Consider the following 25,529-nt stretch of genomic DNA (forward strand, 5'->3'; position numbering starts at 1 on the left):
TAGCGTATGAAAACATTCGCTAATCTGCTGGCAGGCGGGGTTCACGGCCAATCCAGTTTCGTCTAGGATCGGGCCGGCACCAGAAAGTAGCGTAATGGATGGCGGTTGCTTGGATCGGCAACCGGGAAACGCTGGTCGAGCGCGCGGCTGCACATGCCGCCGCGCTGTTGGGGTCGAGCCGGTGCCCGGTTTTCAGCTTGGATACGGATATACATGGCACCAGGGCGGCGATCGCGCTGGCTGAGCGGGTTGGCGCGGCATACGATCATGCCGCCGATGGCGCGGCACTTTCGCGGGAGACCGCGCTTTTTACCGACAAGGGCGCGATGACCGTCGCGCCTGGCGAGGCGCGCCGGCGCGCCGATGTCGTGGTGATTGTGGGCGAACTCCCGCAAATCCATCATGAATTTGTCGGCGAGCTTGCTGAGACGGTTCCCGATCTCTCGGCCAAGAATCAACGCCAAATCTTTCTGGTCGGATCGAAAGGGGCGTCTGCTCCGCCGCTGAACAACGGGCGGACAGCGACGCTCCTTTCCTGCGGCGAGGCAAGCCTCGGCGCGACGCTGGCGGCGCTGAGGGCGCAGTGCAGGGGGCGTAGGACATCGCAACCGGTGTCGAATTTCGACGATTTCGCCAAAGCCCTGGAGGCTGCGCATTTTCCCGTCTTCCTGTTTTCAGGCGACGCGACCGAAGGGCTGGCGCTGGAGATGCTGCAAGGACTGATCGCCGATCTCAACCGCAAGTCACGCGCATCCGGCCTTCATCTGCCGGCGAACGAAAACGGCTGGGGAAGCGCGCTCGCCTCGACCTGGATGACGGGGTTCCCGTTGCGCACCGGCTTTGCGCGCGGCTTCCCGGAATTCGACCCCTGGCGTTACGATGTCGCGCGCATGATCGCTGCCGGCGAAGCCGACCTGCACCTGCGGATCTCTTCCTCAATTGTCCGGCCGCAGAAGAAAAAGAACCGCATGGCGCTGATTGTGCTGGCGAAAACGCAGGAGTCGATCGCGGGTGCTGCAGTCACCATCGCCATTGGCGAAGCGGGCGTCGATCACGAGGCGGTGGTCTATTCCAGCCGCACCGGTTCGCTAAGGTCGGTCGATGCGCGAGCGGCGTCGGAACTGCCCTCCGCTGCAACTGTTATCCGCCTGGTCGCCAGTCATGTCTCCGCCGAGGCCGCGTTGCCATGCTGACGAAAATCTCGGGCGGCGACATCATCGATCCGGTCAACGGCCGTCTCGGCAAGGGCGACCTCTGGATCAGGGACGACAAGATCGTTGCGGCGCCGGCGGGGGGCGCTGCAGACCGGACCATCGACGCTGCCGGCTGCATCGTGATGGCGGGCGCCATCGACATCCATTCCCACATCGGCGGCGGCAACGTGAATACGGCACGGCTGCTGTTGCCCGAGCAGCATGCCGCGCATCAGGCGCGGCCGGCGACGACGCCGCTCTCCAACGCGGGCTGGTCGACCTTCCAGACCGGCTGCCTCTACGCCAAAATGGGTTTCACGACGGTCGTCGAGCCGGCGATGTCGCCGGGAGCTGCACTTCACACCCACCTCGAACTGGCCGACATCCCGATCATCGACAAGGCGACGCTCGCCATTCTCGGCAACGACGATTTCCTGCTGTCGATGATCCGCGACGACGCCCCCTCAACGATGATCGAAGACTATGTCGCCTGGACGGTCGCCTCGACGCGGGCGCTTGGGGTCAAGGTGATCAACGCCGGTGCGGCGGCCGCCTTCAAGGAAAACGTCCGCACCTTCTCGCTGGACGACGTCGTGCCTTCCTATGGCGTCAGCTCGCGCAAGATCGTCAAGACGCTGCAGGCGGCCGTCGACAGTCTCGGCGTCCCGCATCCTCTGCATGTCCATTGCAACAATCTGGGCAGCCCCGGATCGGCGGATACGGCGGCCGCGACGATCGCGGCGGCGGAAGGATTGCCGCTGCACCTCGCGCATCTCCAGTTCTACGGCTACGGCACCGAAGGCAAGCGCAGGTTTTCCTCGGCCGCGGCGCGTCTAGCCGAATTGGTCAACGCGACGCCGGAGGTCACCATCGACATCGGCCAGGTAATGTTCGGCCAGACGGTCACTGTCTCCTCCGACGTCATGCGGCAGTTTTCGGCGCGTGGCAGTGCCCACCCGAAGAAATCCGTCATTCATGATGGGGACGGCAATGGCGGCGGCATCGTGCCCTACAGCTATGGCAAGGATTTCTATGGCACGATGCAGTGGGCGATCGGGCTCGAGCTTTTTCTCCTGATCGACGATCCGTGGCGTGTCTTCTTCACCACCGATCATCCCAATGGCGCGCCCTTTACCGTCTACCCGGCTCTGTTCGAGCTGCTGATGAGCCGGGAAGCGCGCGCCGAAATGATTGCCGAACTTCCAAAATCCGCCATGGCGCTGTCCACCCTGGCCGCAATCGACCGTGAATACACGTTCGAGGAAATTGCCATCATGACGCGCGCGGCCCCAGCCAAGCTGCTCGGACTGACGGATCGGGGCCATCTCGGCGTCGGCGTCACAGCCGACATCGCTGTCTACCGCAGGGACGAGAATATTGCGAAAATGCTGGGGCAGGCGGCGTATGTCTTCAAGGATGGCGATCTCGTCGTGCAAGATGGGGAGATCACCCATTACCGTTGGGGCAAGGCGCTCAGGCTCAATCCGTCGCCGGACAAGGCGATGGTGCGGCGGCTGGAGGACTATCACCAGCAGCGCTACGGCCTGTCGCTGGACTGGTTCAATTTCCCGGATTCCGCGATAGCGCGCGAACAGCCGTTCGGCGAGGTTGCATGCCGAATGTGAGCGTAAATGGCATAACGATCGACGATACCTTTGCCGAGGCCTTCGGCATGCGCGCGACCGCCATCATCATCACCGCGCCGAACCGGAAATGGGCGCGCCAGGCGGCGATCACGATGACCGGCTTTGCCACCTCGGTGATCGGCTGCGGCTGCGAAGCGGCAATCGATATCGAACTGCCGCCATCGGCCACACCGGATGGCCGGCCCGGCTGCCGCGTGATGATTTTCGCGATGGGAACAGACGAGCTGCAGAAACAACTGCTCAATCGCGTCGGCCAGTGTGTCTTGACCTCGCCGGGTTCGGCCTGCTTCGCCGGACTGGAGGGCAGCGCCGAGTTGAAGCTCGGTTCGGCGCTGCGCTATTTCGGCGACGGCTGGCAGATCTCCAAGAAAATCGGCGGCAGGCATTTTTGGCGCGTTCCCGTCATGGATGGCGAATTCCTGTGCGAAGCAACGACCGGGTTGACGAAGGGTGCCGTCGGCGGCGGCAATTTCTTCGTCATGGCTGAAAGCAGCGCCAAGGCCTTGGTTGCTGCCGAGGCCGCCGTTGCCGCGATAGGCCTGGTGCCCGGCGCGATCGTGCCCTTTCCGGGCGGCATCGCCCGTTCGGGTTCCAAGATCGGTGGTAAATACAAGGGCATGATCGCCTCGGCCAACGAAGCCTACGCGCCGACACTGCGCGGTGTTGTCAGGAGTGAGCTCGGGCCCGACATCAACGCCGTCCTGGAAATCGTCATCGACGGCGAGACCAACGATGCCGTTGCCGCCGCGATGAAGGCCGGCATCAAGGCCGTCATCGAGCTTGGGTCGAAGCGAGGCGCGGTTCGCATAAGCGCCGGCAATTACGGCGGCAAGCTCGGCAAGTTCATCTATTCGCTGAAGGATATGCTGCCATGAAGGCGCTGACCTTCACCCTTGTCGCCGAGCCGCCCGAGCGCCTTGACCTGTCGCCGCTGACGCCGGAGCGGCTTGCCGGGATGGAAAGGCACGAGATCGAAAAAGTCCAGATCGGCATGTCGAAGCATGGATCGAAGGTCGGCGATATCTTTCGCGTCGCCGGGAACGATCCGCTGGACATCGTGTTCGAAGGTGGAAGCGCGCGCCTCGACCGCGTGGCGGAGGGCATGCGGGGCGGTTCGGTTCGCGTCGTCGGTAATGCCGGCGCCCAGGCCGGGCGTGCCATGCGCGGCGGCAAACTCACGGTCGAAGGCAATGCCGGTCCGCATGCCGGCTCCGGCATGCGCGGCGGCAGGCTTGAAATAACAGGCAACGCCGGTGATCACCTTGGGGCGCCGCTCGCCGGGGAACTGGCCGGCATGAATGGCGGCGTGCTGATCGTCAGGGGCAAAGCCGGCGCTTTTTCCGCCGACCGCATGCGGCGCGGCCTGATCGCGGTGCTGAAAGGCTCAGGCGACCATGCCGGCAGCCGCATGATCGCCGGCACGCTGGTGGTGGCCGGCGGCACCGGCGAGATGCCGGGCTATCTGATGCGTCGCGGTTCGATCCTTCTCGATCGCGCGCCGAAAAGCCTGTCGCCGAGCTTCGTCGAATGCGGCGCGCCAGAGAGTGTCTTCGCCGCCATCGTCGATCGCCATCTGATCGCCGAGGGTATTTTGAAACGGCCGCTTCTGGGCAAGGCGCCGCAGAAATATGGCGGTGACAACGCGGTGCTTGGAATGGGTGAGGTTCTTTTCCCTCGCTGAGGCGTTCAGCAGACGGCATTGCGGTTAAGCCGCCGTGGTGATGGCCGGCATGTCTGCTGGGAGGGTTAGCGGCGGTCGTTGGCAATCAGTTTCGTCAGGCAATCACCCGCCTGGCTCTCAGGCACGCCGAGATCTCTGACACTGTCCATGTGGTTGCGGTTCGTGAGAACAAGCGACGTTGCCGGCGAACCCTGCTGCAGCAGGTTCTTTTTGAATCGATCTGCTTGCTGATGGAAAGGCGGCGTCTCATTGGCTCCGACCAGAACCGTCGCCCTGGTTTGAGGATCATGCCGATAGGCAAGAGGTGTAAACATGGCGACTTCCTCATCGGTGATTCCAATCTCGTTGGCGAGAAAGGAGTTCTGGAGCGGTTTCAAATCGTAGAGCCCGCCGAGCAGAAGGACTGCCCGCACATTCGATGGGGTATTCTCACTGTTGAACAGAAACGTAGAAAGATGTGCTCCAGCCGAATGGCCGCTGACAGTCAGCTCTGCCGGGTTTCCGCCGTGGTCGGCGATATGGGCCAGAACCCACTGCTTGGCGCGGCGCACCTGGTCGACGATCGTGGCCATTCTGACCTTGGGCATCAGAGCATAGTCGACGATGGCGGCTATCGCACCGGCCTGGGTAATCGTCGTCGCCACGTATGAGTAGTCGCGCTTGGAGAACATTCTCCAGTAGCCGCCATGGATAAACATGTGCACCGGCAGGCCGCTTCTTTTGCCCGAGGGAAAGAACAGGTCGATGGTTTCGGTCTGATCCGGCCCATAGGCAACGTCGGCAGTCATTGGAATGGTTGCGCGAACGGCCTCGCTGCGGTGAACGATGTCCTGCACGATTTTGTCAAAATCCGCGACGTGGTCGCGGATGCGAAACGGATCGCTTTGCACTCTTCCTCCGCTCAGATGCTGATGGCGAGGTATTTCGCCTCCATGAACTCGGCAATGCCGTGATGCTGGCCGCCCTCGCGGCCGAGGCCGCTCTGCTTCACCCCGCCGAAAGGTGCTGCCGGATCGGACATCAAGCCGCGGTTGAGAGCGATCATCCCGGCTTCGATCTTGGATGCCACCCGCATTCCACGCGCAAGATCGCGCGTGTAGATGTAGGCGGCAAGACCGTATTCGGTGTCGTTCGCGCGCGCGATGACGTCGGCTTCCGTTTCGAATCTCGAGATCGGCGCCACCGGCCCAAAAATTTCCTCGTGCGCCATCTCCGCCTCGGCCGGGACGTCGCAGAGCACGGTCGGCGGATAATAGTATCCCGTTCCCGAGCCTGCCTTGCCCCCGCACAGCACCCGCGCGCCACGGGCGACAGCATCGTTGACCAGACGGTCGATCTTGTCGACGGCCTTCCTGGTGATCATCGGCCCGCACTCCGTGGCTGCGTCCGTACCAGCGCCGATCTTGAGTGCCGACATCCGCCTGGCGAGGCATTCGCCAAAGGCATCGTAAACGCCAGACTGGACATAGATGCGGTTTGCAGCCGTGCAAGCTTCGCCGGCGTTGCGCATCTTCGCCACCATCGCCCCATCGACCGCCGCGTCAAGGTCCGCGTCATCGAACACAAGGAATGGCGCGTTGCCGCCAAGTTCCATCGAACACGAAACCACGTGCTTTGCGGCCTCGGCCAGCAGAACGCGCCCTACACCCGTCGAGCCGGTAAAGGAGAGTTTCCGCACCCGCGGATCGGCCAGTAGCGCGGCCGTCACAGGGCCGGGATTGGAGGTTGTCAGAACGTTCACCACACCTGGCGGAACGCCTGCTTCCTGGTAGAGCGCGGCAAGCGCGTAGGCCGTGAGCGGGGTCTCGCTGGCTGGCTTCAAAATTACCGTGCATCCGGCAGCCAAGGCGGGCGCGATCTTGCGCGTCGCCATGGCGGCAGGGAAGTTCCAGGGTGTGACAAGGATGCAGATGCCGATGGGCTCGTAGTCGACCACGATCCGGTTCGTGCCGGAAGGCGCCATTCCGAATTCACCGGTGATGCGAACGGCTTCCTCGGCATTCCAGCGAAAGAATTCCGCAGCATAGGCGATCTCGCCACGCGCGTCCCGGAGTGCCTTGCCGTTTTCCAGCGAGATCAGGGTTGCGAGCGTCTCTGAACGTTGCGTCATCAGCTCGAAGCAACGTCTGAGGATTTCGGAACGCTTGCGGGGTGCCGTTGTGCGCCAGCCATCGGCGGCCTTGGCCGCAGCCTCCACGGCGGCCGCGGCATCTTCGATCGTCGCATCGGGAACGGCGGCGATCACTGCCTCGGTGGAAGGGTCCACGACCTGGATTTCCCTGCTGTCGGCGGATTGCCTCCATTGGCCACCGATATACAAGCCGTGGGAAAATCTATGGAAGTCGGCAGTGTCCTGCTCGTCCTCCAGCACCTGATGAGATATGTTCATGGCCTGCTCCTCTATTGCTCACACGACGTAGGTGGCGAGGTCGCCATCATAGGCAGCCTGGATCAGGCCCCGCATGGCTGCCAGATCGAATGGACGCGGATTGTTCTTGATGAGACGGTCAATGCCGAGGGCCTGTTCGGCCGTCCAATCGAGCTTGTCGGCGGGAAGTCCGAGCTTGGCCAGCGTAGGCGTGATCCCGATCGCTCCAAACAGCCGGCCGATCTCGTCGATCGCCGCGTCGGCCATCTCACCGGTACTCCGTTCCCTCCCGTCGAGACCAAGGGCAAGGCCGATCTCGGTCATCTCGGCGGCCGCGGCGACCCGGTTGTACTTCATGACATACGGCAACATGGTGGCGACACCCAGCCCATGCGCGGTGTGGGTAACGGCTCCGATCGGATATTGCACCGCGTGCGCCGCCGCAGTTCCGGCCGTACCGAACGCGCAGCCGGCTGCAAGCGCGCCCATCATCACTTCGGCCCGAGCGTCCTCGTCGGCGGGGTCGCGGTATGTCTTCTCGAGACTGCGGCCAAGCAGCTTGATTGCGAGCAGCGCAAAATGATCGGTCAGCGCGCTCTTGCCGATGAAGACATGCTGTTGCGGCAGGTTGGGGTCAGTTCCGCGCCTGACGGCGGTAAAAGCCTCGATCGCATGTGTCAGCGCGTCTGCGCCCGCGATCGCCGTCAGTCCCGGGGGACATGTCATCGTCAGTTCCGGGTCGCAGATGGCGGCTGCCGCGATCAGATGCGGGCTGGAGATTCCTACCTTCATGGTGCGATCCGGATCGGAAATCACCGCGACAGGTGTCACTTCCGAGCCGGTGCCGGCTGTCGTTGGCACGGCGATCAACGGCAGCGTCGGACCGGGCACCTTGAACTCGCCGTAGTAGTCCTGGAGCAGGCCGCCGTGACTGATGAGCAACGCGGCGCATTTGGCCATATCGAGACAACTGCCACCTCCGATGCCGATCACCATGTCCGGCGCAAACTGTCGCGCCATCTCGACGCAGACGGCAACCGTGTCTCGTGGCACATCGGGCAGCACACGGTCGTGCACCAGCACATCGATCGATGCGCACTCGAGCGCCTCCATGATCTCTGCGAAGGCGACAGTTACGGCAAAGCGCTCGTCCGTACAGACAAGAGCGCGACGCCCCAGCCTGGCTGCAACGGTTGGAATGACATGGCGCTGGCCCTTCCCGAAGAGGATCTCACGCGGGAGCCTTACGGCAGCGAAGAGGCTCATGTTCGTCCCTCGATGATGTTGGGAGTGGAAAGCGAAAGCTCGCCGAGCTCGCGCTAAATATCCTGTATTAAATCGTATATGATATAGGATTGTATTGAGCGAAGCATCGTGTTAGCCAGTGATCCTGTCAAGAGGCAAAGATGCAGGTCATGAACTTAAGCAATGCCCGAGAAGCCGACCCCGCTAGCGGACGCATCCAGCGATCCAACAGCCTGGTGGAGGACGTGTATGAAGCGATCTTCGCGCAACTCATGTCACTGAAGATCGCGCCTGGCTCACGGATCACCGTCGACAGTCTGGTCAAGGAACTCGATGTATCCCACACGCCAATCCGTGAAGCGCTTGGCCGCCTCGAAGGCGAAGGCCTTGTGCTGAAGACACATTTGATCGGCTACCGCGCCGCGCCGCAGATAACCAAGCGCCGATTTGACGAACTTTATGAGCTTCGCCTGCTGCTCGAGCCGCATGGGGCGGCCAAAGCAGCCGCATTGATGGATGAGGCGAAACTTGCGGTGCTTCGGGAGTCCGCAGGGGGTATGGCGCGCCGCGAAGGCAAGGATGAACGCCTGCGTTACTCAAACTTCGCGCGGCAGGACGCCATTTTCCACGACAGGATCATGGAATTTGCAAACAATGATCTCGTGCGCGAGACTCTCGCATTCCAGCACACGCACTTCCACATCTTCCGCCTGATGTTCCATTCACGCGTTACCGAGGAAGCGCTCGACGAGCATGAGGCCATCCTGGCCGCCTTCGCTGCCTCCGATCCCGCTGCGGCGGAACAGGCAATGCGCCGTCATATCGAGCATTCTCGTGATCGTTTGCTGCTGGCGTTCGATTGAGACTGTCCACGATGTCCGTCACCGTCCGCGTCGGAAGCGGCGCCGTCAAGTTGGACGCACCGTCGATCACGCAAGCAAACGCCCGGGACATCCCGGATCCCCTTTTCTGAGACCCGCGCCGCCGGGCGAGTGCAATGCCCGCCCGACTTCCATTCACAAAACGAGGAACCGACCATGCCAGGCAAGAAAATACTGATGTTGACCGGTGAGTTTACCGAAGAATATGAGATCTTCGTCTATCAGCAGGCGATGGAGGCCGTCGGCCACATCGTCCACGTTGTCTGCCCTGACAAGAACGTCGGAGACCTGATCAAGACGTCGCTTCACGATTTCGAAGGTGACCAAACCTACACCGAAAAACCCGGCCACTATGCTTTGCTGAACAAGACCTTTTCGGAGGCGGAAAAACAGCTCGACCAGTATCATGCCGTGTATTGCGCGGGCGGTCGTGGCCCCGAGTACATCCGCACGGATAAGCGCGTGCAGGCGATAGTCCGCCATTTCCACGAAAACAAGAAGCCGATCTTTACGATCTGCCATGGCGTCCAGATCCTGATCGCGGTCGACGGCGTCGTGCGTGGCAAGAAAGTGGGTGCGCTGGCTGCCTGCGAGCCGGAAGTGACCCTCGCCGGCGGAACCTATATCGACCTGTCCCCGACTGAGGCCTATGTCGACGGAACGATGGTCTCGGCAAAGGGCTGGACCGCACTTGCCGCGTTCATCCGCGAGTGCCTGAAGGTGCTGGGAACGGAAATCCGCCACAACTGAGTCAATCGGCCCGATGCATCCCAGACGGGATGCGTCGTGATTGCCAGGTCTGTCGCTGCAGGCACGGCTCCACAGGCCTGAGATGCGTCACGGCTGCGTCGGCCGCGTCGCCGCCGCCAGCGTGTCGATGTCGTCGTAGAGCGCCTGGCTGTGATAGTAGAGCTTGTCGAAAACGGGTTGGGTGCGCCTGTAGGTCTTGGCCCATCTGGGATCCGGCAGGATTTCGGCGCCGTAGCTCACGAAGCTCTCGGCCGCCTGTTCGACGCGCGAGAAGCGGCCGGTCGCCGTCGCGGCCATCGCGGCACAGCCGACAATGCCGCATTCGGGCTCCCGCGGAACCAGGATCGGAATGTTGAAGGCACTTGCCTTGATCTTCAGCCAGAGTTCGGTGCGCGCCCCGCCACCCGCGGCGATAACGCGCTCCAGCGGCTTGTTTGACGCGCGTTCCATGATGCGGATGTGACGCGTCATGGCAAAGGCGGTGCCTTCCAGGATCGAGCGGTGCAGATGTTCCATGCCATGCCTGGCGCCCAATCCGAAGAACTGTGCGCGGGCGTTGCGATGGCGCCCCAGGCGCTCGCCGGTGAGAAAGGGCATGAAGAGCAATGCGTCGCAACCGGCGGGTGCCTCGGCGGCGCAGGCGACGATCTCGTCATAGGACAGCGCGTTGCCGTGGAAGGCGCGGCGTGCCCAGCGCATGCCGTCGCCACCGGTCTCCAGCAGCACGAATTGCGCCCAGTTGCCTTCGATCGTCGCAACGTTCGAGATTTCCGGGTCAAGCAGCGGCTTCTCTGCGATCGCCGTGATGATCGCGCCCGTGCCGGTGCTGTCGGAACCCATTCCCGGCCGACAAGCGCCTGAGCCGAGCAGTGCAACCGGATAGTCGGCGCCGCCGACCAGCACGGGGGTGCCTGACCGCAGGCCGGTGTCACGCGCCGCCTGTTCGGTGACGTGGCCGACGACATCCAGCGGGTTGCGAATTGGCGGCAACTTGGCGGCATCCAGACCCATGCGCTCGATCATCACCGGCGACCAGTCGAGCCGCTCTGGGTTCATCAGGAAGCTGCAGGACCCATCGCCAGTATCCATGGCAATCTCGCCGGTCAGCCGGTAGTTGATGTAATCCTTCGGCATGATGGCGACTGCGCTGCGGGCGTATGCGGCGGGATCGTTGTCTCGGACCCATTGCAGTTTGAAACCCGGCCATGCGGGGGTCGGCGTGTTGCCGCTTTCGGGCAGGTAGCTGTCCGGCTCATTCGCTTCCTCGAAGCGACGTACGAGATCGATGGTGCGCTTGTCGTTCCAGAGCGGCGCCGTCTCGCGCGTCAGCGCTCCGTGCGCATCGAGCAGGACCAGCCCGTGCATCTGCCCGCAGACGCAGATGGCGGAGATGCGTTCGCGGGCGCCATCGAGGCGGTCCAGCACCGTCTTGACGCTCGCTCGCGCACCCTCCCACCAATCGACAGGCCGCTGTTCGGCCCGGCCGAACTCCGGCACGATCTGGTCGTGCTCTCGCGACGCAAGTTCGAGGATATTGCCGGTGACATCGATCAGAGCGGCGCGGACGCTGCCGGTGCCGACGTCGATGGCGAGGAAAAGCTCGCCGCTCATTTCGGCAGATTCCTGAGATGGGCAAGCATGTGATCCTCTGTCTATCGGTCAGAGCAAGCGCGGCGTGACGAGAATGCGTTCCATGGCATTAGCCTTTCGCCGCTTCGATGGCGATGCGCGAAATCTCTTCGAAATCCGGCCCCGACACCGGGATCGCGATGTCGAAGACCTCTGCGATCACCTGCGTCCAACCATGCAGGAAATATGTCCAACCGTCCTCGATCTGCAACTGCTGTCGGGCCTGCCGCCTTGCCTGGTCAAGGAAGACCAGGTCACCGCGATAGTTGAGATCCCAGGCAATGCCGCGCTGGGGGAACACGCCGTCATCAGTGATCGGCGAGCCTGCGGCGTCCTTGCCAAGTCCTGTCGCGTTGATCACCAGCGAGCCTGGTTTCAGCGCCGCCAACGTCTCATCATTGATCTCGGGTCTGTCTGCCAGGACATACTCGACCTCGACCGTCGACATCATCTCTCCGTGGATACGCTCGATTTCGTCGAGGCGCGGCTGCGAACGGTTGGTGACAACGATGCGCGAAGGTACGTCGGCGCCACGTTCCTTGCGCGTCAGGTGCCAGGTGATCGCAATCGTCGATCCGCCGGCGCCCATCGACAGGACTTCCGCGCCGGTGTCTGCGAAGTATCCCGCCGGGACGAAACCATCTATCGCAAGGCCCGAAGAGATCGGATCCTTGGCATGGCAGATGAGTTTGCCGCCCCGCTTCGACAGGCAGCTGGTCTCGTGCATCAGGCGAGCGTGCGGATCGATCACGTCGAACAGGTCGCGCGCTGTGTTGAAGAGATCGATCTTGTGCGTGGTGACGAGCGCGCCAAGCGACAGCGGGTCGGAGTTTATGAAGGAGACGACCTCACGGTAGGCCTCCGGATCGGCATGAAGCGGAAAGTCGATGCCCTTGAGAACCGCATCCTTCAGCCCGAGGTGGCGCGCCCATGCAGGGAAAACCCGCATGATCGAACTGCTCGTCGTCGTGACACCGATAAAATAGAGTGTCGGCTGGGTAGCCGGCCGATAGCGGCTCATTTGCCGATCTCCCGGATTTCCCTCGCGCGCAGCACAGCCGCAGCAGTGCGAAGTGAAGCAGCGGTCTCGAAGGGAGCCTTCATGCCGGCACCGTGCGGGATTGTTGCCCATACAGGGCGGAGATCAGCTTCGCGTCACGCGGTCGCCAATCCGGGTTGTCGACTTCCTTCCAGCCTCCATCGTCGGCGACCACGCGCGAGCGCATGCCTCCCGATTTTGCGATGATCTCGTAGTCCTGCCCTGAATCGGCCGGATAGCAGAACAGCATCACCAGATCGTCTTCCCCGACATTGATCGAGCGGTGGATCCAGAAAGGGGGGACGTAACAGACCGTCTGCGCATCGACGGACAGGATCCGGACCTCGCCCTCCGGCGATTCCATCAGCATGAGGCCGTGCCCCTTCTGGCCATAGTAGATCTCGGGCCGGTCGGCCTGGTTGTGAATGTGACCGCGTGTCATGAAATACTCGTCGCCGACTTTTCCGGGCGCCATGCGCGTGACGCCGAAAATCAGATCGCCCGACTGCTCGGTCGGTCGGAACTCGGAGACCTCGTAGACGATGCGCTCGCCCCACGTCGCGCGCATGGCTCCGAAGGCAGCGGGGTCCGCGTAGAGCCCGTCCAGATCGCAGAAGCGTTTTTGGTAGCTGCCGGTTGCATTTCCCATCGCACCGGTCGACAGATCGACCTTGCATCCAATGGGCTCAAACAATCTTGTCAAAGGACTACCTCATATCGCGTTACTGTTGGCATCGGCGCTGATCTGGACTGCACCTCCTGCCTTTCGACAAGAACCACACTTGCTTTGCAGGGTACGATTTGCTCTCCCTATGCAGACCAGCTTGGAGGTTGCTGGATTATGGCAGATTTCGACTACGAAGCACACGACAGTGAATTGGGCGTTGTCGTCATGCCGCCCCCGCTGTCTTAAGCAATCCGAGAGAACCGCCTTGCTCCTTCAAGTCGCCTTCGACAAGCCAGAACACCTGGCCCTGCTCCCGCAGATGAAGGCGTTCGCCGACATTATCGAGATCGGCACGCCGTTGCTGAAACGCTTTGGCCTCTCTGCCATCACCACGGCGCGCGAGCTCTGCCCTGAAATCATGGTGTTGGCTGATACCAAGACCGTCGACGGCGGCCAGCTCGAGGCTGATATGGTATTCGGCGCCGGTGCCGCGTTCATGACGGTCCTGTCGTGTGCTTCGTCCGCCACGCACGAAGCAATAGGAAAACGTGCCGCCGCCTTCGGCGCGACGGTCATCGTCGATACCATAACCGAGTCGGGCGAGGCAGAATTGCTTCCCTTGAATGCTGTCTTCCCCGAAAGCTTCGGCTATGTCGCGGTCCACTCGCCAACGGATGCGCGGCTGGCGGGCAACACCTCCACGTCACATATCGACGCCGTGAGAAAGATGCACGATCGCGGCTTCCTGGTTTCGCTCGCCGGCGGGATCGGCCCCGACACGCTGGAGGCGGTGATCGCAGTCGAACCCGAAATCCTCGTGGTTGGCAGCGCCATTACAGAATCCGCAAGCCCGAAAGAGGTAGCACGATGGATTCGCGACAGATTGCCCAATCCAGGCCGTGGCTGGCCGTGGGACAGGAAATAACCGACCTTCTTGGCCGGATCGACGCCGTCGCCTTTGCAAGGCTGGTGCAGGCGTTCGATGACCCCGATCAGCGATGGTTCTTTTCCGGGCAGGGGCGTTCCGGCCTTATCGCCCAGATGGGCGCGATGCGCTTCATGCACCTTGGCCGAACGGTGCATTTCGTCGGTGAGGTATCGGCGCCGTCGATCCGCAAGGGCGATGCGCTGCTGATCATCTCCGGCTCTGGAGAGACGCCGGTCAGTACAGGCTTTGCCCGCATCGCCAAGGCGGAGGGCGCCAAGGTCGTTACGCTGACGCATAAGCCGGCGGGGACCCTGGCCGGCATTGCAGATGTCACGCTGCATGTACCTGTCGAGAAATCGGAACAGTTTGGCGGCAGCCTGTTCGAGCAATCCTGCCTCATCCTGCTCGACAGCATTGTGCTCGGCTTGGTGCAGCAGACTCCCGACGCGCACAAGCTGATGTTGTCCCGCCACACCAACTTGCAGTGACGCCCGTGCCGACGGTGCGAGCATCGGAGACGGGGACTGTCGATGCGGTGGGATTTTCTCAGGCAAGATCGAGCGGTCTCCCGGCGACGCGCTCAAAGCCGCGCACCCTCGGGTCACGCCCGAGGGCATCTCTTGGGCGATATGCAGTAGCCAGGAAGCTCGCTGGGCGCCTCACCTTCCGTAGCGGCAAGACACTGGACTCGCTGTGCGATGCCGATATTGTACTTGAGGAGCGTTGGTGCCGTGCTTTGGCGACGGCAACCGACGGGGAGATGCCGGCGGCTTGTTCGCAGGAACAGGTCCCCGGTCAATATGGGAGGAAGTCTGATGAGAATTGGGGCCTTTCTGGCCGGCTTTTCGGCCTTTTCTGCGCTTGTTGGCGCACCTGCCTTCGCGCAGGACAAGCCGTTTGCGGGAGTTACCGTGAACGTTATTACGCAGACCGGTGCGATTCAGGAGCCTCTACAGAGGCGCGCGCCCGAGTTCGAAGCGCTCACCGGCGCCAAGATCAATGTCATCGCGGTGCCCTTCTCGGATCTCTATCAAAAGATCCTCACCGACTGGGCGAGCGGCACCAACTCGGTCGACGCCGGCGTGTTCGCCCCGCAATGGATGGTCGACTACATCGCCGGCGGCTACCTCGAGGACCTGACGCCGCGGGTCGAGGCCGACAAGGACATCCAGCAGGAGGATGTGGGCGCGTTCTTCCGGGACTTCTCCGAGAAGTACAACGGCAAGACCTACATGATCACGCTCGATGGCGACTTTCACATGATGTACTACCGCAAGGACGTGCTGGAAGCGGCCGGCCTGGCGGTGCCGAAAACCTGGGACGAGTATCTCGAGGTCGCCAAGGCCACGCATGGCAAGGATATGAGCGGCGATGGCACGCCGGATTTCGGCTCGTGCATCGCCAAGAAGCGCAACGCGCAAAGCTATTGGTTCGTCACCGATGTGGTCGGCTCGATGACCCAGTCCAAGGGAACCAGCCAGGGCACCTTCTTCAACACCAAGGACATGACGCCGCTCGTCAACAACGACGCCTTCCGCAAGGCGCTCGACTTCCTGTCTGAATCGACCAAATACGGCCCGCCGGACGAGCTAAACCTCGATGTCAGCGACACAAGGCCGCTCTTCGCTTCCGGCCGCTGCGCGCTGAACCTCGACTGGGGTGATGTAGGCACGATCTCGATCGATCCGGCGCAGTCCAAGGTGATGGGCAAATGGGGCGCGGCGATCATGCCCGGATCCAAGGAGGTCCTGAACTGGGACACCGGCAAGCTCGAGGCCTGCACGGCAGAAAACTGCCCGCACGCGATCGACGGCGTGAACCATGCACCGTTCGCCGCCTTTGGCGGCTGGGGCGGCGGCATCAACGCGGCGGCCGATCCGAAGGTGAAGGACGCCGCCTACGCCTACTTCTCGTTCATGACGCAGCCGGCACAGTCGAATGCCGACGTCACCGTCGGCGGCACCGGCTTCAACCCGTACCGCATCTCGCAGCTCAGCTACAGCGACCTTTGGAAGAAGGCCGGCATGAGCGAGGACGAGGCTAAAGTCTACCTGGGCGCGATCAACGACAGCATGAGCAGCCCGAACATGATCCTCGACCTGCGCATCCCGCAAAATCAGAAGTACCAGCAGGTCGTGCTCGACGAGGCGGTCTCGCGCTTCCTCGCCGGCGAAATCGACAAGGAAGCGACCGTCGCGGCGGTCGAGGAAGGCTGGAATGAGCTGAACGAAGAGATTGGCAAAGACGAGCAGCTCAAACTTTACAAGGCGACTATCGGCGCCAAATAGGTGTCAAGCAATCGACCCGGCGTGGCATCGGTCCGCGCCGGGTCTCGTGCCTGCCACACTTTCCCGGGTTATGATGACCGCAACCGACACTATGCCAGAAGCTGCCGACCGCCGCAGCTGGGCCGAATGGCTGGACGGTCACTCGGGCCGGATCATGGTGCTGCCAGCCGTCGTCGTGCTTCTCTGTTTCGCGATTTTTCCGCTCATCATCTCGGCCTATCTCGCGCTTTCGCGCTTTGCACTCGCGTCGGGCGGATTCACGCTGAAATTCATCGGCCTTTTGAACTTCCGCAAGTTGCTGGTCGGCTCACAGCAGTATCACCTGCTCGGCAAGTTCGGCACGTTCGGCTTTGTCCAATGGGCTTTGCTGGCGTTGATAGCGGCAGCGCTGCTTTTTCTTCTCGCCCGCTATCTCTGGCGTGGCAGGCCGACGATCGCCGGCATGGTTGGTCGCCTTCTCGCGACGGCAACGGCTATGGCCCTGGCGGTACTTGCGCTGGCCACCATGGCGCCGGGCGGCGTGCCGGGGACCGTCGTCAACACGCTTCTCTACGTGTTCGTCGGCGTATCCGTGCAGTTCGCACTGGGGCTGGGCCTGGCGCTCCTCTGCGGCCAGCCAATCCGCGGCCGAAATTTCTTTCGCGTCCTCTTCTTCATCCCGTTGATGGTCACCCCGGTCGGCATCGCCTACACGTTCCGCATGCTCGCCGACATGCAGAAGGGCCCCTTCGCCCCGCTCGTGCGCGCTTTCGGCATCAGCGAGTGGTCATGGGCCACAGAGGCCTGGTCGGCGCGACTCATGGTGTTGGTTGGCGACACCTGGCAGTGGACGCCGTTCATGTTCATTGTGCTGCTGGCGGCCATTGAGAACCAACCGCGCGATCAGGTCGAGGCGGCGCGGCTCGACGGAGCCAACGGCTTCCAGATTTTTCGCGACATTACCTGGCCAGCGATCGCGCCGATTGCCGCTACCGTCGTGCTGATACGGCTGATCGAGGCTTTCAAGATCATCGACCTGCCGAACGTGCTCACCGGCGGCGGCCCTGGCCTTGCAACGGAATCGATGACGCTCCATTCCTTCATATCCTGGCGCACCCAGGATCTCGGCGGCTCGGCCGCTGTCGGCTACATGCTCCTGTTCATCTCGACCATCGTATGCGTCTCGTTCTTCAACTTCGTGGTCCGGCCGGCGCGCCGGTTCGAAGCATGAGCGCCGAGCCGCGCTCACTGGCGCGCCGGCTGTTCGAGCCGGCCTCGATCGACAGCCAGGCGCCGGTCACCAAGATCGTCACCCATGCGCTGCTGTTCCTGTGGGCGCTCGTTGTGGTGATTCCTCTCTACTGGGTGTTGATCACCTCCTTCAAGGGGCCTGGGGAGGTCGACAACGGGCCGTTCTATCTCCCGTTCGTCGACTTTGCCCCCTCGCTGCAGGCATGGGATTTCATGCTCGTGCAGAATTACACACTGCGCCCTTATATGAATTCCGTCGTCGTCGCGGTGGCCAGCACGCTGCTCGCAGTCCTGATCGGCTCGCTGGCGGCCTACGCGCTCGTGCGTATCCGCTTCCAGGTGAAACTCGCCGCCGTTGCAATCTTCCTGATCCTGCTCACCGCAATCATCGTCGCAGTGGCCACTTTCGGCGTGCGGTGGGAGATCGCCATTGTCGTGGCGGCCGCTCTCTTCATCATTGCGCTGTTCACGCTCGTTGGACGCACGAAGCTTGCGGTCGGCAATAACGACATTGAGTTCTGGATGATCTCGAACCGTATCATGCCGCCGATCGTCGCCGTATTGCCGATCTACGTGATGTTCCAGCAGATGCGCCTGCTCGACACGCAGGTGGCGCTGATCGCCACCTACACCGCCATCAACCTGCCGATCGTCGTGTGGCTGACGCGCGATTTCTTCGCCGGCATCCCGCTCGACCTTGAGGAGAGCGCACAGATAGACGGAGCCTCCAAGTTTCGCGTGTTCTTCACTATCGCGCTGCCGCTGGTGCGATCCGGCTTGGTCGCGACTTTCCTGCTGGTACTGATCCTTGCCTGGAACGAGTATCTGCTGGCCCTCTTCCTCTCCAATGCCGATGCGCAGACGATGCCGGTGCTTGTATCGGCCCAGAACACGACCCGCGGTCCGCAATGGTGGAATATGTCGGTGTTGATCACCGTGATGATCGCCCCCGTGATCGTCATCTCCAGCATCCTGCAGAAGCACATCGCGCGCGGGCTGCTGGTCGGCGCAGTGAAGGGCTAGTCGATATGCGGGTCACCCTGTCCGATATCTACAAATCCTTCGGCGCGGTCGAAGTCGTCAAAGGGCTCGACCTGGAGATCGAGGACGGTGAGTTCCTGGTGCTGCTCGGCCCTTCGGGCTGCGGCAAGACGACGGCGCTGCGCATGGTCGCCGGGCTTGAATCGGTGAGTTCCGGCCGCGTCCTCATCGGCGACCGCGACGTCACCCACGTTCTGCCCAAATATCGCGACGTGGCGATGGTGTTCCAGTCCTACGCACTCTATCCGCATATGACGGTTGCGGAGAACATCGCATATCCGCTGAAGCTGCGGGGCGTGCCGCGCACCGAACGCGACGCCTCCGTCCGCAGCGCCGCCGTCAAGGTCCACCTTGAGGAGTTCCTCGACCGCTATCCACGGCAGCTTTCCGGCGGTCAGCGGCAGCGCATCGCACTCGCCCGCGCCATGGTGCGGCGGCCGAGCGTCTTCCTGATGGACGAGCCGCTCTCCAATCTGGACGCCAAGCTGCGCGGCCACATGCGCTCGGAGCTGAAACGCCTGCAGGCGGATCTGGGCGTGACGACGATATACGTCACCCACGATCAGATCGAGGCCATGACCTTGGCTCACCGTGTTGCCATCATGAACCGGGGTGTCGTGCAGCAGATCGCGACGCCCCGACAGATCTACGACGATCCGGCGAACCTATTCGTCGCCGGCTTCATCGGCTCGCCGCCGATGAATTTTCTCCACGGCGAGCTGGTCCAGGGTGCGTTCGCCTGCGCAGAAGGGCGATTTGCGACCAGCGTTGCCGAAAGCCGGAAAAAGGTCACTGCCGGCCTCCGGCCCGAGGATTGCCGGGTCACGGGCGCATCGGAGGGCAAGATCGCGGCGCGGGTCTATGCCGTGGAACTGATGGGCGATCATACCTTGATCACCTGCCAATTCGGTGGGGCCACCGTAACGGTCAAGGCCGATAAATCGGCGCATTACGATATGGATGAGCCGATCGGGATCACTTTCCATGACACTGCGGTCTTCCTGTTCGATTCGGAAACCGGCACCCGCATCGGCGGCCGCGGCCGTGGAGAGGCGGCCGCGTGACTCTCGCTAATTCTCCTCCACGAACACCTCTTCGCGCTTCTTCTTGACCGCCGGCAGGAAGACGATGACGAGCACGGCGAGCGCGATGAAGAGCAGGCCGGCGCTGATCGGCCTCGTCACGAAGGTGCTCGGGTCGCCGCGCGCGAGAATCATGGCGCGGCGCAGGTTTTCCTCGAGCAGCGGCCCGAGCACGAAGCCGAGCAGCAGCGGCGCGGGTTCGCAGCGCAGCTTGGTCAGGAGGTAGCCGAGGAAGCCGAAGAAGGCGACGGCGTAGAGGTCGTAGACGTTGGTGTTGACGCTATAAACGCCGATCGAGCAGAACGCCATGATGATCGGGAAGAGCACGTAATAGGGGATCGTCAGGAGTTTAACCCAAAGCCCGATCAGCGGCAGGTTCAAGATGATCAGCATCAGATTGCCGATCCACATCGAGGCGATGATGCCCCAAAACAGCGCCGGCTGTTCGATCGCTACATTGGGGCCGGGCACGATGCCCTGGATGATCATCGCGCCGATCATCAGCGCCATCACCGGGTTGGCCGGAATGCCGAGCGTCAGCATCGGGATGAAGGAGGTCTGCGCGCCGGCATTGTTGGCCGATTCCGGTCCGGCGACGCCTTCGACGGCGCCTTTACCGAATTCCCCCGGGTTTTTCGATACGCGCTTTTCGACCGTGTAGGAGGCAAAGGCTGCAAGGATCGCACCGCCTCCCGGCAGGATGCCGAGCGCCGAACCGATGATCGTTCCGCGCACGATGGGCGCCGCCATGCGTCGAAAGTCCTCGCGGGTCGGCATCAGGCCGGAGACCCTTCGGATCAGCACGGAGCGCTCGTGCTCGTTTTCGAGGTTGCGCAGTATCTCGGCGACGCCGAAGACGCCGACCGCCACCGCGACGAAATTCAGCCCGTCGGCATATTCGCGGATGCCGAGCGTGAAGCGCGGTGTGCCGGTGTAGATGTCGGTGCCGACAATGCCGAGCAGCAGGCCGAGCACCACCATTGCCAGCGCCTTGACAATCGAGCCGTGGGCGAGCGCGACGGACGAGACAAGGCCGACGATCATCAGCGAAAAATACTCGGCTGCGCCGAATTGCAGCGCGATCGCCGTCAGCGGCGGGGCAAAGATGGCGACGAGGAAAGTAGACACCGTGCCGGCGAAGAACGAGCCAATTGCCGCGATGGCGAGTGCCGCACCGGCGCGGCCGTTCTTGGCCATCTGGTAGCCGTCGATTGCAGTGACGGCTGACGAGGATTCGCCGGGCATGTTGATGAGAATGGCGGTGGTCGAGCCGCCATATTGCGCGCCGTAATAGATGCCGGCGAGCATGATCAGGGAGGAGACCGGGTCGCCGATCTGGAAGGTGATCGGCAACAGCATGGCGATGGTCGCGGTGGCGCCGATGCCTGGCAGGACGCCGATCAGCGTGCCGAGAAGGACGCCGATCAGACAGAAACCGAGGTTTGCCAGCGACGTGGCCGTCGAAAAGCCAAGCGCGAGGTTGTCGAGGAGTTCCATGTTCAGCCCTTCACAGTACCAGCCATGAGGGCAGCCACGGGCCGAAGCGCCGGAACGGCAGGCCGAGCGCATAGCTGAAGACGAGGAACGCAAACAGCGTCAGGCCGGCGGACAGCACGACCGCGGTCAGCGGCCTCATGCGGCCGCTGGCAAAGGATGCGATCAGCGCCGTCAGGAAGATCGAGGGGATGAAGCCGAGGCCGCGAACGGTCAGGCCGAAGAAGATCGGAGCAGGGAGGATGAACAGCATGCCGCGCCAGGCTATATGCCCGATTGGCTCGCTCTCAAAGCGCACCGCCTGGATGAGGATGACGGCGCCGAGCAGGATCAGCACGATCGCCAGGACCAGCGGGAAATAGCCCGGTCCCATGCGGAAAGCAGTGCCGATTTCGAGGCCGAGCGACTGCAGCGCGAAAAATCCGCCGAGGAAGATGAACAGCGCGGCGCAGATGCCGTTGGTCGTGTCGATTGCGAAAGGTTTCATGTCGTCCTCCAGGCCCGCGCCGCGGGCGCGCCGGTGCAGTGCGAAAACGCGGCCGAAGCGAAAACGGGGCGCTGGTGGCGCCCCGTTTCGAACCTCAGTCGGCGTACTGGCCGGCGGCTTCGATGATCGGCTTCCAGCGCGCGATCTCGCCTTCCAGCTTGGCCTTCAGCGCGGCCGGCGTCGCGTCGGCGTCGGACGACGGCTTGGTGCCGAGCTCGGCGAAGCGGGCGGCGACGTTCGGGTCCTTCAGTGCGACCTGAAGCGATTTCGACAGGCGCACGGTAACCTCGGCAGGCGTGCCCTTGGGCGCGTAGAGGCCATGCCAGATGCCGACCTGCACCTGAGGGAGACCGGCTTCCGTGGTCGTCGGGACATCCGGCAGAACATCGAGGCGTTCCGGCGAGGTCACGGCGTAGGCCTTGATCGTGCCGCCCTGGATCTGCTTGGTGGTATTGGTCGTCTGATCGCACATGATATCGACCTGACCGCCGAGAAGGTCGGTCATGGCCGGCCCGGTGCCCTTGTAGGGCACGGTGACCAGCGGGGTGCCGATCGCACTCATGAACAGCATACCGCACAGATGCGAGGCCGCGCCTATACCGGCATTGGCAACGGTGACGGTATCCTTGTTGGCCTTGGCGTAGTCGACCAGCCCCTTCAGATCGGTCGGCTCGAGGTCCTTGCGGCCGACGATGGTCATCGGCACCTCGGTGACGAGGCCGACATATTCGAAGCTGTTCAGCGTGTCGTATGCGAGCTTTCGGTACAGCGTGGCGCTTGTCGCCATACCGATGTGGTGGAGGAGCAGCGTATAGCCGTCCGGCTCGGCGTTCGCGACGCGACCGGCGCCCAGTGTGCCGCCGGCGCCGCCGACATTCTCGACGATGATCTGCTGGCCGAGATCCTTCGACATGGCTTCCGCGACGAGGCGCGTGACCGTGTCGGTCGGGCCGCCGGCCGAAAACGGCACCACGACAGTGATGGTGCGTTCGGGATAGGTTTGCGCGCCCGCAGCGAACGGATAAAGCGTGACGGCTGCGGCGGCGGCCAGAGCGGCGGCGAATTTTCTCATCGTGATTTCCTCCCAGGATATAAATTCCCAACCGTTGCCTAGAGTTCCTCTCAACACCGGCTGCGGATGGAGCAATAACTAGCGCAAGCTAGCGGATTGCAATCGGACTCAAACCGCAAACTGCTATTATACACAAGTCCGCGCAATAAGGTGGAAAGGTGCCATCGAGCCGGAGGCGGGCCGCGGAACGCCCAGTGGTCGAGGCTGATGGCAAATTTAACGAGCACCGGTTGCGAACCGCCCTGCGCCCTTCTCCAGACTATGGGGTAGAGGTGGAGATCCGCTTGCATGATGCCGAGTTGCGAATGGCATGTTCGACGCCGCGGAGTTCGGCCAATCCCTTGAGCCGACCGATGGCCGGATAGCCGGGCTGGGCGCCACGCGTCAGGTCATCGAGGATGTCCTGGCCATGGTCGGGGCGCATCGGGATGACCGCGTCCGGGCGTCCTTCCTTCTTACGCCGCGCTTCCTCGTGAAGCAGCGCAGCCACCACCGCCACCATGTCGGTGTCGCCGGCAAGATGCTCGTCCTCGTGGAACGAGCAGGGGGTGCCGGCTGCTTCCTTGCGCACATTGCGCAGATGCGCAAAGTGGATTTTGGGCCCTATCCGCTCGATCATGCCGGGCAGATCATTGTCCGGTCTTGCGCCGAGCGATCCCGTGCACAGTGTCGCCCCATTGGCCGGGCTGTCGATTGCGTCCAGAATGTACCTGTAGTCGGCCTCGGTCGACATGACGCGCGGCAGGCCGAGCAGCGGAAACGGCGGATCATCCGGGTGGCAGCAGAGACGCAGGCCGAGGCGTTCGGCCGTAGGCACGACCTCCGCCAGGAAATCGACGAAATGCCGGCGCAGGGTTGTTGCGTCGATGTGGTCATAATTTGACAATTGAGCCGCGAGACCATCTAGCGACGTGTCTTCGGTCGAGCCGGGCAGACCGGAATTGACGCTTCTTGCCAGAATCTTCCGCGCGCGGTCATCCATCTGCGCGTATCGCCGCTCCGCCTCGGAGACGATCTCCGGTGTGTAATCGCCGAGCGCCGCTTGGCGTTTCAGGATATGGATGTCGAATACGGCGAAGTCGATCAGATCGAAGCGCATGGTGGTGCCGCCATGCGGCAGGCGCCAGGCAAGATCGGTGCGGGTCCAATCGAGCACGGGCATGAAATTGTAGCAGATGACCGAAATGCCGGCCCGCGCCAGGTTTTCCAGCGATGTCCTGTAGTTGGCAATATGGCTGCGCCACTCGCCGACCTGCGTCTTGATCGCTTCGGAAACCGGCAGGCTTTCGACAATCTCCCAGTTCAGATCGCTTGCGCTTCCATCCGGCAAAGACGCGACTTCGCGCTGACGTCGTTCGATTTCGGCGGGCAGCCAGACGGCGCCGTGAGGAACGTGGTGAAGCGCCGTGACGATGCCTTGCGCCCCGGCCTGACGCGCATCCGCGACCGTCACCTTGTCGACCGGGCCGAACCAACGCCACACATGTCTCATTCGAACACTCCGTTAAAAAGGATCGCCATGCGGTCCTACGCCCGCGCATCCCGCCGCGGTGACCGACCCGCTGCTCCTCTTCGTGGGCTGCTATCAAATTCCGATGTATCTGACACCCATCCTGCCCGGGAGGCCAACGGCGATGCTCCAACGACGCGAATGGCGATAGCGGCTGCCTCAACGAACGCCAGCGCGAAGTTCCTGGCTAGAGCAGCGCTTCGTATAGATCTCCGATCTTTTCAACTTCGAAATCCGCTGCTCTGCTCTTCAGGAGGGCGACAGAAGTGGGGTGGTCCAGCATCTCAGCCATCGCCTTTGCCAGGGCCGCGGCATCGCCGACCGGCACCAAGGCGCCGAAACGACCGTCACCGAGAATCTCGCGCGGGCCATGCGGCGCATCTGTGGAGACTACGGGAACGCCAGCAGCCATGGCCTCGACCAGCACATTGCCGAAGCCCTCGCTCGTCGAGGAAAGGACGAACAGATCGGCTGCGGCATAACAGGCCGCGGGATCGTTGACGTAGCCGGCAAAGAGCACATCGGCGGCGGTACCGGATTCCTGGGCATAGGTGCGCAACTCGGCAGCCAGCGGACCTTCGCCGAAGATTACAAGCCGAGCGCGGCGGCCGGCGCGCAGGATAGCGAAGGCCCGGAGCAAGGTCCGATGATCCTTGACCGGCACCAGGCGCCCGGCGGTGGCGATGACCGGGCCATCGCCCATCGTCGCCAGCTTTGTCTGCCATGTATAGGAATCTTGCTGGAGCGCCGCAGCCGGTGGCAGCGGATTGTTGATGACGACAACCTTGGATTTGGGAAAGCCGCGGGCCGCAATGTCGCGGCCGACACCCACTGAGACGGCGATGGCTTTGGTTGCGCGCGCTGCAACCAACGCGGAAAACCAGACCGCTATTCTCGCGCCGAGGCTGCTGGAAGGCAGTGAGGCCGCCGCGTGGAAGCTTGGAAAGAACCGCGCTCGGCTTCGCGCCAAGAGAAGCGCCAGCGCCACGACCAGATTGGCAAATTCGGGGGCGCTATAGACCGCATGCGGACCAAGGCGGCTGAACAAACGTGCGCTTCGCACGATGCCTTTCAGCGTCTCCCACTTGCCGTAACCCTCGCCCCGGATGGGAAGGTCGAAATCGACAAGATGCACCGCGGGGGAGCGCAGCGCGGCGTTGGGTCCTTCAGCGTTCCAGGTAAAAAGTGTGACATCGTGGCCACGTGATGCCAATTCATTTGCCATGAGGACGAAGACACGCTCGGCGCCGCCGCCCCTGAGACTGGCAATGTGAAAAACAATGCGCTTCGCCATGCCT

At 62.7% G+C, this 25,529-nt stretch carries 23 protein-coding genes; 12 read left to right on the forward strand and 11 right to left on the reverse strand.

What is annotated here, in order from left to right; genetic code table 11:
• Window positions 1–98 precede the first annotated feature (98 nt).
• The 4 genes from ACWUKX_RS19580 to ACWUKX_RS19595 are packed head-to-tail and all read left to right on the forward strand — an operon-like array spanning window position 99 to window position 4,520.
• Window positions 99–1,193: a tungsten formylmethanofuran dehydrogenase gene (locus tag ACWUKX_RS19580; protein WP_456008498.1), complete on the forward strand. Its 1,095-nt coding sequence runs from the start codon at window positions 99–101 to the stop codon at window positions 1,191–1,193.
• Window positions 1,187–2,818: a formylmethanofuran dehydrogenase subunit A gene (locus tag ACWUKX_RS19585; protein WP_456008499.1), complete on the forward strand. Its 1,632-nt coding sequence runs from the start codon at window positions 1,187–1,189 to the stop codon at window positions 2,816–2,818. The genes ACWUKX_RS19580 and ACWUKX_RS19585 overlap by 7 nt, the downstream gene beginning before the upstream one ends.
• A complete protein-coding gene (gene fhcD / locus ACWUKX_RS19590; RefSeq protein ID WP_456008500.1) occupies window positions 2,806–3,714 on the forward strand; it encodes a formylmethanofuran--tetrahydromethanopterin N-formyltransferase in 909 nt (302 codons plus the stop codon). Before ACWUKX_RS19585 ends, fhcD begins: the two co-directional genes overlap by 13 nt.
• Window positions 3,711–4,520: a formylmethanofuran dehydrogenase subunit C gene (locus tag ACWUKX_RS19595; RefSeq protein WP_456008501.1), complete on the forward strand. Its 810-nt coding sequence runs from the start codon at window positions 3,711–3,713 to the stop codon at window positions 4,518–4,520. The genes fhcD and ACWUKX_RS19595 overlap by 4 nt, the downstream gene beginning before the upstream one ends.
• Window positions 4,521–4,585: 65 nt before the next feature.
• Here the strand turns inward: ACWUKX_RS19595 and ACWUKX_RS19600 are convergent, their stop codons facing one another.
• The 3 genes from ACWUKX_RS19600 to ACWUKX_RS19610 are packed head-to-tail and all read right to left on the reverse strand — an operon-like array spanning window position 4,586 to window position 8,154.
• Complete coding sequence (locus ACWUKX_RS19600; RefSeq protein WP_456008502.1) at window positions 4,586–5,410, reverse strand: alpha/beta hydrolase; 825 nt, start codon at window positions 5,408–5,410, stop codon at window positions 4,586–4,588.
• Between the two features lie 11 nt (window positions 5,411–5,421).
• Window positions 5,422–6,909, reverse strand: a complete 1,488-nt coding sequence (locus tag ACWUKX_RS19605; protein WP_456008503.1) for an NAD-dependent succinate-semialdehyde dehydrogenase — start codon at window positions 6,907–6,909, stop codon at window positions 5,422–5,424.
• Window positions 6,910–6,927: 18 nt separating this feature from the next.
• The gene (locus ACWUKX_RS19610) at window positions 6,928–8,154 is read right to left on the reverse strand and encodes an iron-containing alcohol dehydrogenase (protein ID WP_456008504.1); all 1,227 of its coding nucleotides are present in this window, start codon (window positions 8,152–8,154) and stop codon (window positions 6,928–6,930) included.
• Window positions 8,155–8,294: 140 nt separating this feature from the next.
• On the opposite strand from ACWUKX_RS19610, the gene ACWUKX_RS19615 reads away from it, so the two are divergent.
• Entirely contained in the window at window positions 8,295–8,996 is a 702-nt protein-coding gene (locus tag ACWUKX_RS19615) for a GntR family transcriptional regulator (RefSeq protein WP_456008505.1), read from the forward strand.
• A 174-nt stretch (window positions 8,997–9,170) separates the two neighbouring features.
• Complete coding sequence (locus ACWUKX_RS19620; protein WP_456008506.1) at window positions 9,171–9,764, forward strand: DJ-1/PfpI family protein; 594 nt, start codon at window positions 9,171–9,173, stop codon at window positions 9,762–9,764.
• Between the two features lie 87 nt (window positions 9,765–9,851).
• Here ACWUKX_RS19620 and ACWUKX_RS19625 read toward each other — a convergent pair whose 3' ends face one another.
• The 3 genes from ACWUKX_RS19625 to ACWUKX_RS19635 form a co-directional block, all read right to left on the reverse strand.
• On the reverse strand, window positions 9,852–11,375 hold the full coding sequence (locus ACWUKX_RS19625; protein WP_456008507.1) for a xylulokinase: 1,524 nt from the start codon (window positions 11,373–11,375) through the stop codon (window positions 9,852–9,854).
• Window positions 11,376–11,463: 88 nt separating this feature from the next.
• On the reverse strand, window positions 11,464–12,414 hold the full coding sequence (locus tag ACWUKX_RS19630) for a shikimate dehydrogenase family protein (RefSeq protein WP_456008508.1): 951 nt from the start codon (window positions 12,412–12,414) through the stop codon (window positions 11,464–11,466).
• Window positions 12,415–12,493: 79 nt separating this feature from the next.
• Window positions 12,494–13,135 carry a glucose-6-phosphate isomerase gene (locus ACWUKX_RS19635; protein WP_456008509.1) on the reverse strand — a complete coding sequence of 214 codons (642 nt, stop codon included), beginning with the start codon at window positions 13,133–13,135 and terminating at the stop codon, window positions 12,494–12,496.
• A gap of 229 nt (window positions 13,136–13,364) precedes the next feature.
• On the opposite strand from ACWUKX_RS19635, the gene ACWUKX_RS19640 reads away from it, so the two are divergent.
• From ACWUKX_RS19640 to ACWUKX_RS19665, 6 genes are all read left to right on the forward strand, one after another.
• Complete coding sequence (locus ACWUKX_RS19640) at window positions 13,365–14,024, forward strand: orotidine 5'-phosphate decarboxylase / HUMPS family protein (protein WP_456008510.1); 660 nt, start codon at window positions 13,365–13,367, stop codon at window positions 14,022–14,024.
• Window positions 14,009–14,515 (forward strand): SIS domain-containing protein, encoded by a 507-nt coding sequence (locus tag ACWUKX_RS19645; protein ID WP_456008511.1) that lies wholly within the window; start codon window positions 14,009–14,011, stop codon window positions 14,513–14,515. The genes ACWUKX_RS19640 and ACWUKX_RS19645 overlap by 16 nt, the downstream gene beginning before the upstream one ends.
• 327 nt (window positions 14,516–14,842) lie before the next feature.
• Entirely contained in the window at window positions 14,843–16,315 is a 1,473-nt protein-coding gene (locus tag ACWUKX_RS19650; RefSeq protein ID WP_456008512.1) for an ABC transporter substrate-binding protein, read from the forward strand.
• Between the two features lie 91 nt (window positions 16,316–16,406).
• Complete coding sequence (locus ACWUKX_RS19655) at window positions 16,407–17,525, forward strand: carbohydrate ABC transporter permease (protein ID WP_455837708.1); 1,119 nt, start codon at window positions 16,407–16,409, stop codon at window positions 17,523–17,525.
• Window positions 17,522–18,568, forward strand: coding sequence for a carbohydrate ABC transporter permease (locus ACWUKX_RS19660; RefSeq protein WP_456008513.1), 1,047 nt, complete (start codon window positions 17,522–17,524; stop codon window positions 18,566–18,568). The genes ACWUKX_RS19655 and ACWUKX_RS19660 overlap by 4 nt, the downstream gene beginning before the upstream one ends.
• Before the next feature lie 5 nt (window positions 18,569–18,573).
• Window positions 18,574–19,650 (forward strand): ABC transporter ATP-binding protein, encoded by a 1,077-nt coding sequence (locus tag ACWUKX_RS19665; RefSeq protein ID WP_456008514.1) that lies wholly within the window; start codon window positions 18,574–18,576, stop codon window positions 19,648–19,650.
• A gap of 6 nt (window positions 19,651–19,656) precedes the next feature.
• Here ACWUKX_RS19665 and ACWUKX_RS19670 read toward each other — a convergent pair whose 3' ends face one another.
• The 5 genes from ACWUKX_RS19670 to ACWUKX_RS19690 all read right to left on the reverse strand — a co-directional run bounded on the left by ACWUKX_RS19670 (window position 19,657) and on the right by ACWUKX_RS19690 (window position 25,525).
• Entirely contained in the window at window positions 19,657–21,165 is a 1,509-nt protein-coding gene (locus ACWUKX_RS19670; protein WP_029350468.1) for a tripartite tricarboxylate transporter permease, read from the reverse strand.
• Window positions 21,166–21,175: 10 nt separating this feature from the next.
• Window positions 21,176–21,649, reverse strand: a complete 474-nt coding sequence (locus ACWUKX_RS19675) for a tripartite tricarboxylate transporter TctB family protein (RefSeq protein WP_456008515.1) — start codon at window positions 21,647–21,649, stop codon at window positions 21,176–21,178.
• A gap of 94 nt (window positions 21,650–21,743) precedes the next feature.
• On the reverse strand, window positions 21,744–22,721 hold the full coding sequence (locus ACWUKX_RS19680) for a tripartite tricarboxylate transporter substrate-binding protein (RefSeq protein WP_456008517.1): 978 nt from the start codon (window positions 22,719–22,721) through the stop codon (window positions 21,744–21,746).
• A 259-nt stretch (window positions 22,722–22,980) separates the two neighbouring features.
• Window positions 22,981–24,213, reverse strand: a complete 1,233-nt coding sequence (gene uxuA / locus ACWUKX_RS19685) for a mannonate dehydratase (protein WP_456008519.1) — start codon at window positions 24,211–24,213, stop codon at window positions 22,981–22,983.
• 205 nt (window positions 24,214–24,418) lie between these two features.
• Window positions 24,419–25,525, reverse strand: coding sequence for a glycosyltransferase (locus ACWUKX_RS19690; RefSeq protein ID WP_456008520.1), 1,107 nt, complete (start codon window positions 25,523–25,525; stop codon window positions 24,419–24,421).
• Window positions 25,526–25,529: the final 4 nt, after the last annotated feature.

Source organism: Mesorhizobium sp. f-mel (genome assembly GCF_053850215.1).

What these genes read in the sequence shown, in the direction of transcription:
- ACWUKX_RS19680 (WP_456008517.1), bottom strand. Translation starts at nt 22,721, where the DNA reads ATGAGAAAATTCGCCGCCGCTCTGGCCGCCGCCGCAGCCGTCACGCTT.
- ACWUKX_RS19595 (WP_456008501.1), top strand. Translation starts at nt 3,711, where the DNA reads ATGAAGGCGCTGACCTTCACCCTTGTCGCCGAGCCGCCCGAGCGCCTT.
- ACWUKX_RS19585 (WP_456008499.1), top strand. Translation starts at nt 1,187, where the DNA reads ATGCTGACGAAAATCTCGGGCGGCGACATCATCGATCCGGTCAACGGC.
- ACWUKX_RS19655 (WP_455837708.1), top strand. Translation starts at nt 16,407, where the DNA reads ATGCCAGAAGCTGCCGACCGCCGCAGCTGGGCCGAATGGCTGGACGGT.
- ACWUKX_RS19650 (WP_456008512.1), top strand. Translation starts at nt 14,843, where the DNA reads ATGAGAATTGGGGCCTTTCTGGCCGGCTTTTCGGCCTTTTCTGCGCTT.
- ACWUKX_RS19620 (WP_456008506.1), top strand. Translation starts at nt 9,171, where the DNA reads ATGCCAGGCAAGAAAATACTGATGTTGACCGGTGAGTTTACCGAAGAA.
- ACWUKX_RS19605 (WP_456008503.1), bottom strand. Translation starts at nt 6,909, where the DNA reads ATGAACATATCTCATCAGGTGCTGGAGGACGAGCAGGACACTGCCGAC.
- ACWUKX_RS19610 (WP_456008504.1), bottom strand. Translation starts at nt 8,154, where the DNA reads ATGAGCCTCTTCGCTGCCGTAAGGCTCCCGCGTGAGATCCTCTTCGGG.
- ACWUKX_RS19660 (WP_456008513.1), top strand. Translation starts at nt 17,522, where the DNA reads ATGAGCGCCGAGCCGCGCTCACTGGCGCGCCGGCTGTTCGAGCCGGCC.
- ACWUKX_RS19690 (WP_456008520.1), bottom strand. Translation starts at nt 25,525, where the DNA reads ATGGCGAAGCGCATTGTTTTTCACATTGCCAGTCTCAGGGGCGGCGGC.
- ACWUKX_RS19630 (WP_456008508.1), bottom strand. Translation starts at nt 12,414, where the DNA reads ATGAGCCGCTATCGGCCGGCTACCCAGCCGACACTCTATTTTATCGGT.
- ACWUKX_RS19670 (WP_029350468.1), bottom strand. Translation starts at nt 21,165, where the DNA reads ATGGAACTCCTCGACAACCTCGCGCTTGGCTTTTCGACGGCCACGTCG.
- uxuA (WP_456008519.1), bottom strand. Translation starts at nt 24,213, where the DNA reads ATGAGACATGTGTGGCGTTGGTTCGGCCCGGTCGACAAGGTGACGGTC.
- ACWUKX_RS19625 (WP_456008507.1), bottom strand. Translation starts at nt 11,375, where the DNA reads ATGAGCGGCGAGCTTTTCCTCGCCATCGACGTCGGCACCGGCAGCGTC.
- fhcD (WP_456008500.1), top strand. Translation starts at nt 2,806, where the DNA reads ATGCCGAATGTGAGCGTAAATGGCATAACGATCGACGATACCTTTGCC.
- ACWUKX_RS19580 (WP_456008498.1), top strand. Translation starts at nt 99, where the DNA reads ATGGCGGTTGCTTGGATCGGCAACCGGGAAACGCTGGTCGAGCGCGCG.
- ACWUKX_RS19615 (WP_456008505.1), top strand. Translation starts at nt 8,295, where the DNA reads ATGCAGGTCATGAACTTAAGCAATGCCCGAGAAGCCGACCCCGCTAGC.
- ACWUKX_RS19675 (WP_456008515.1), bottom strand. Translation starts at nt 21,649, where the DNA reads ATGAAACCTTTCGCAATCGACACGACCAACGGCATCTGCGCCGCGCTG.
- ACWUKX_RS19665 (WP_456008514.1), top strand. Translation starts at nt 18,574, where the DNA reads ATGCGGGTCACCCTGTCCGATATCTACAAATCCTTCGGCGCGGTCGAA.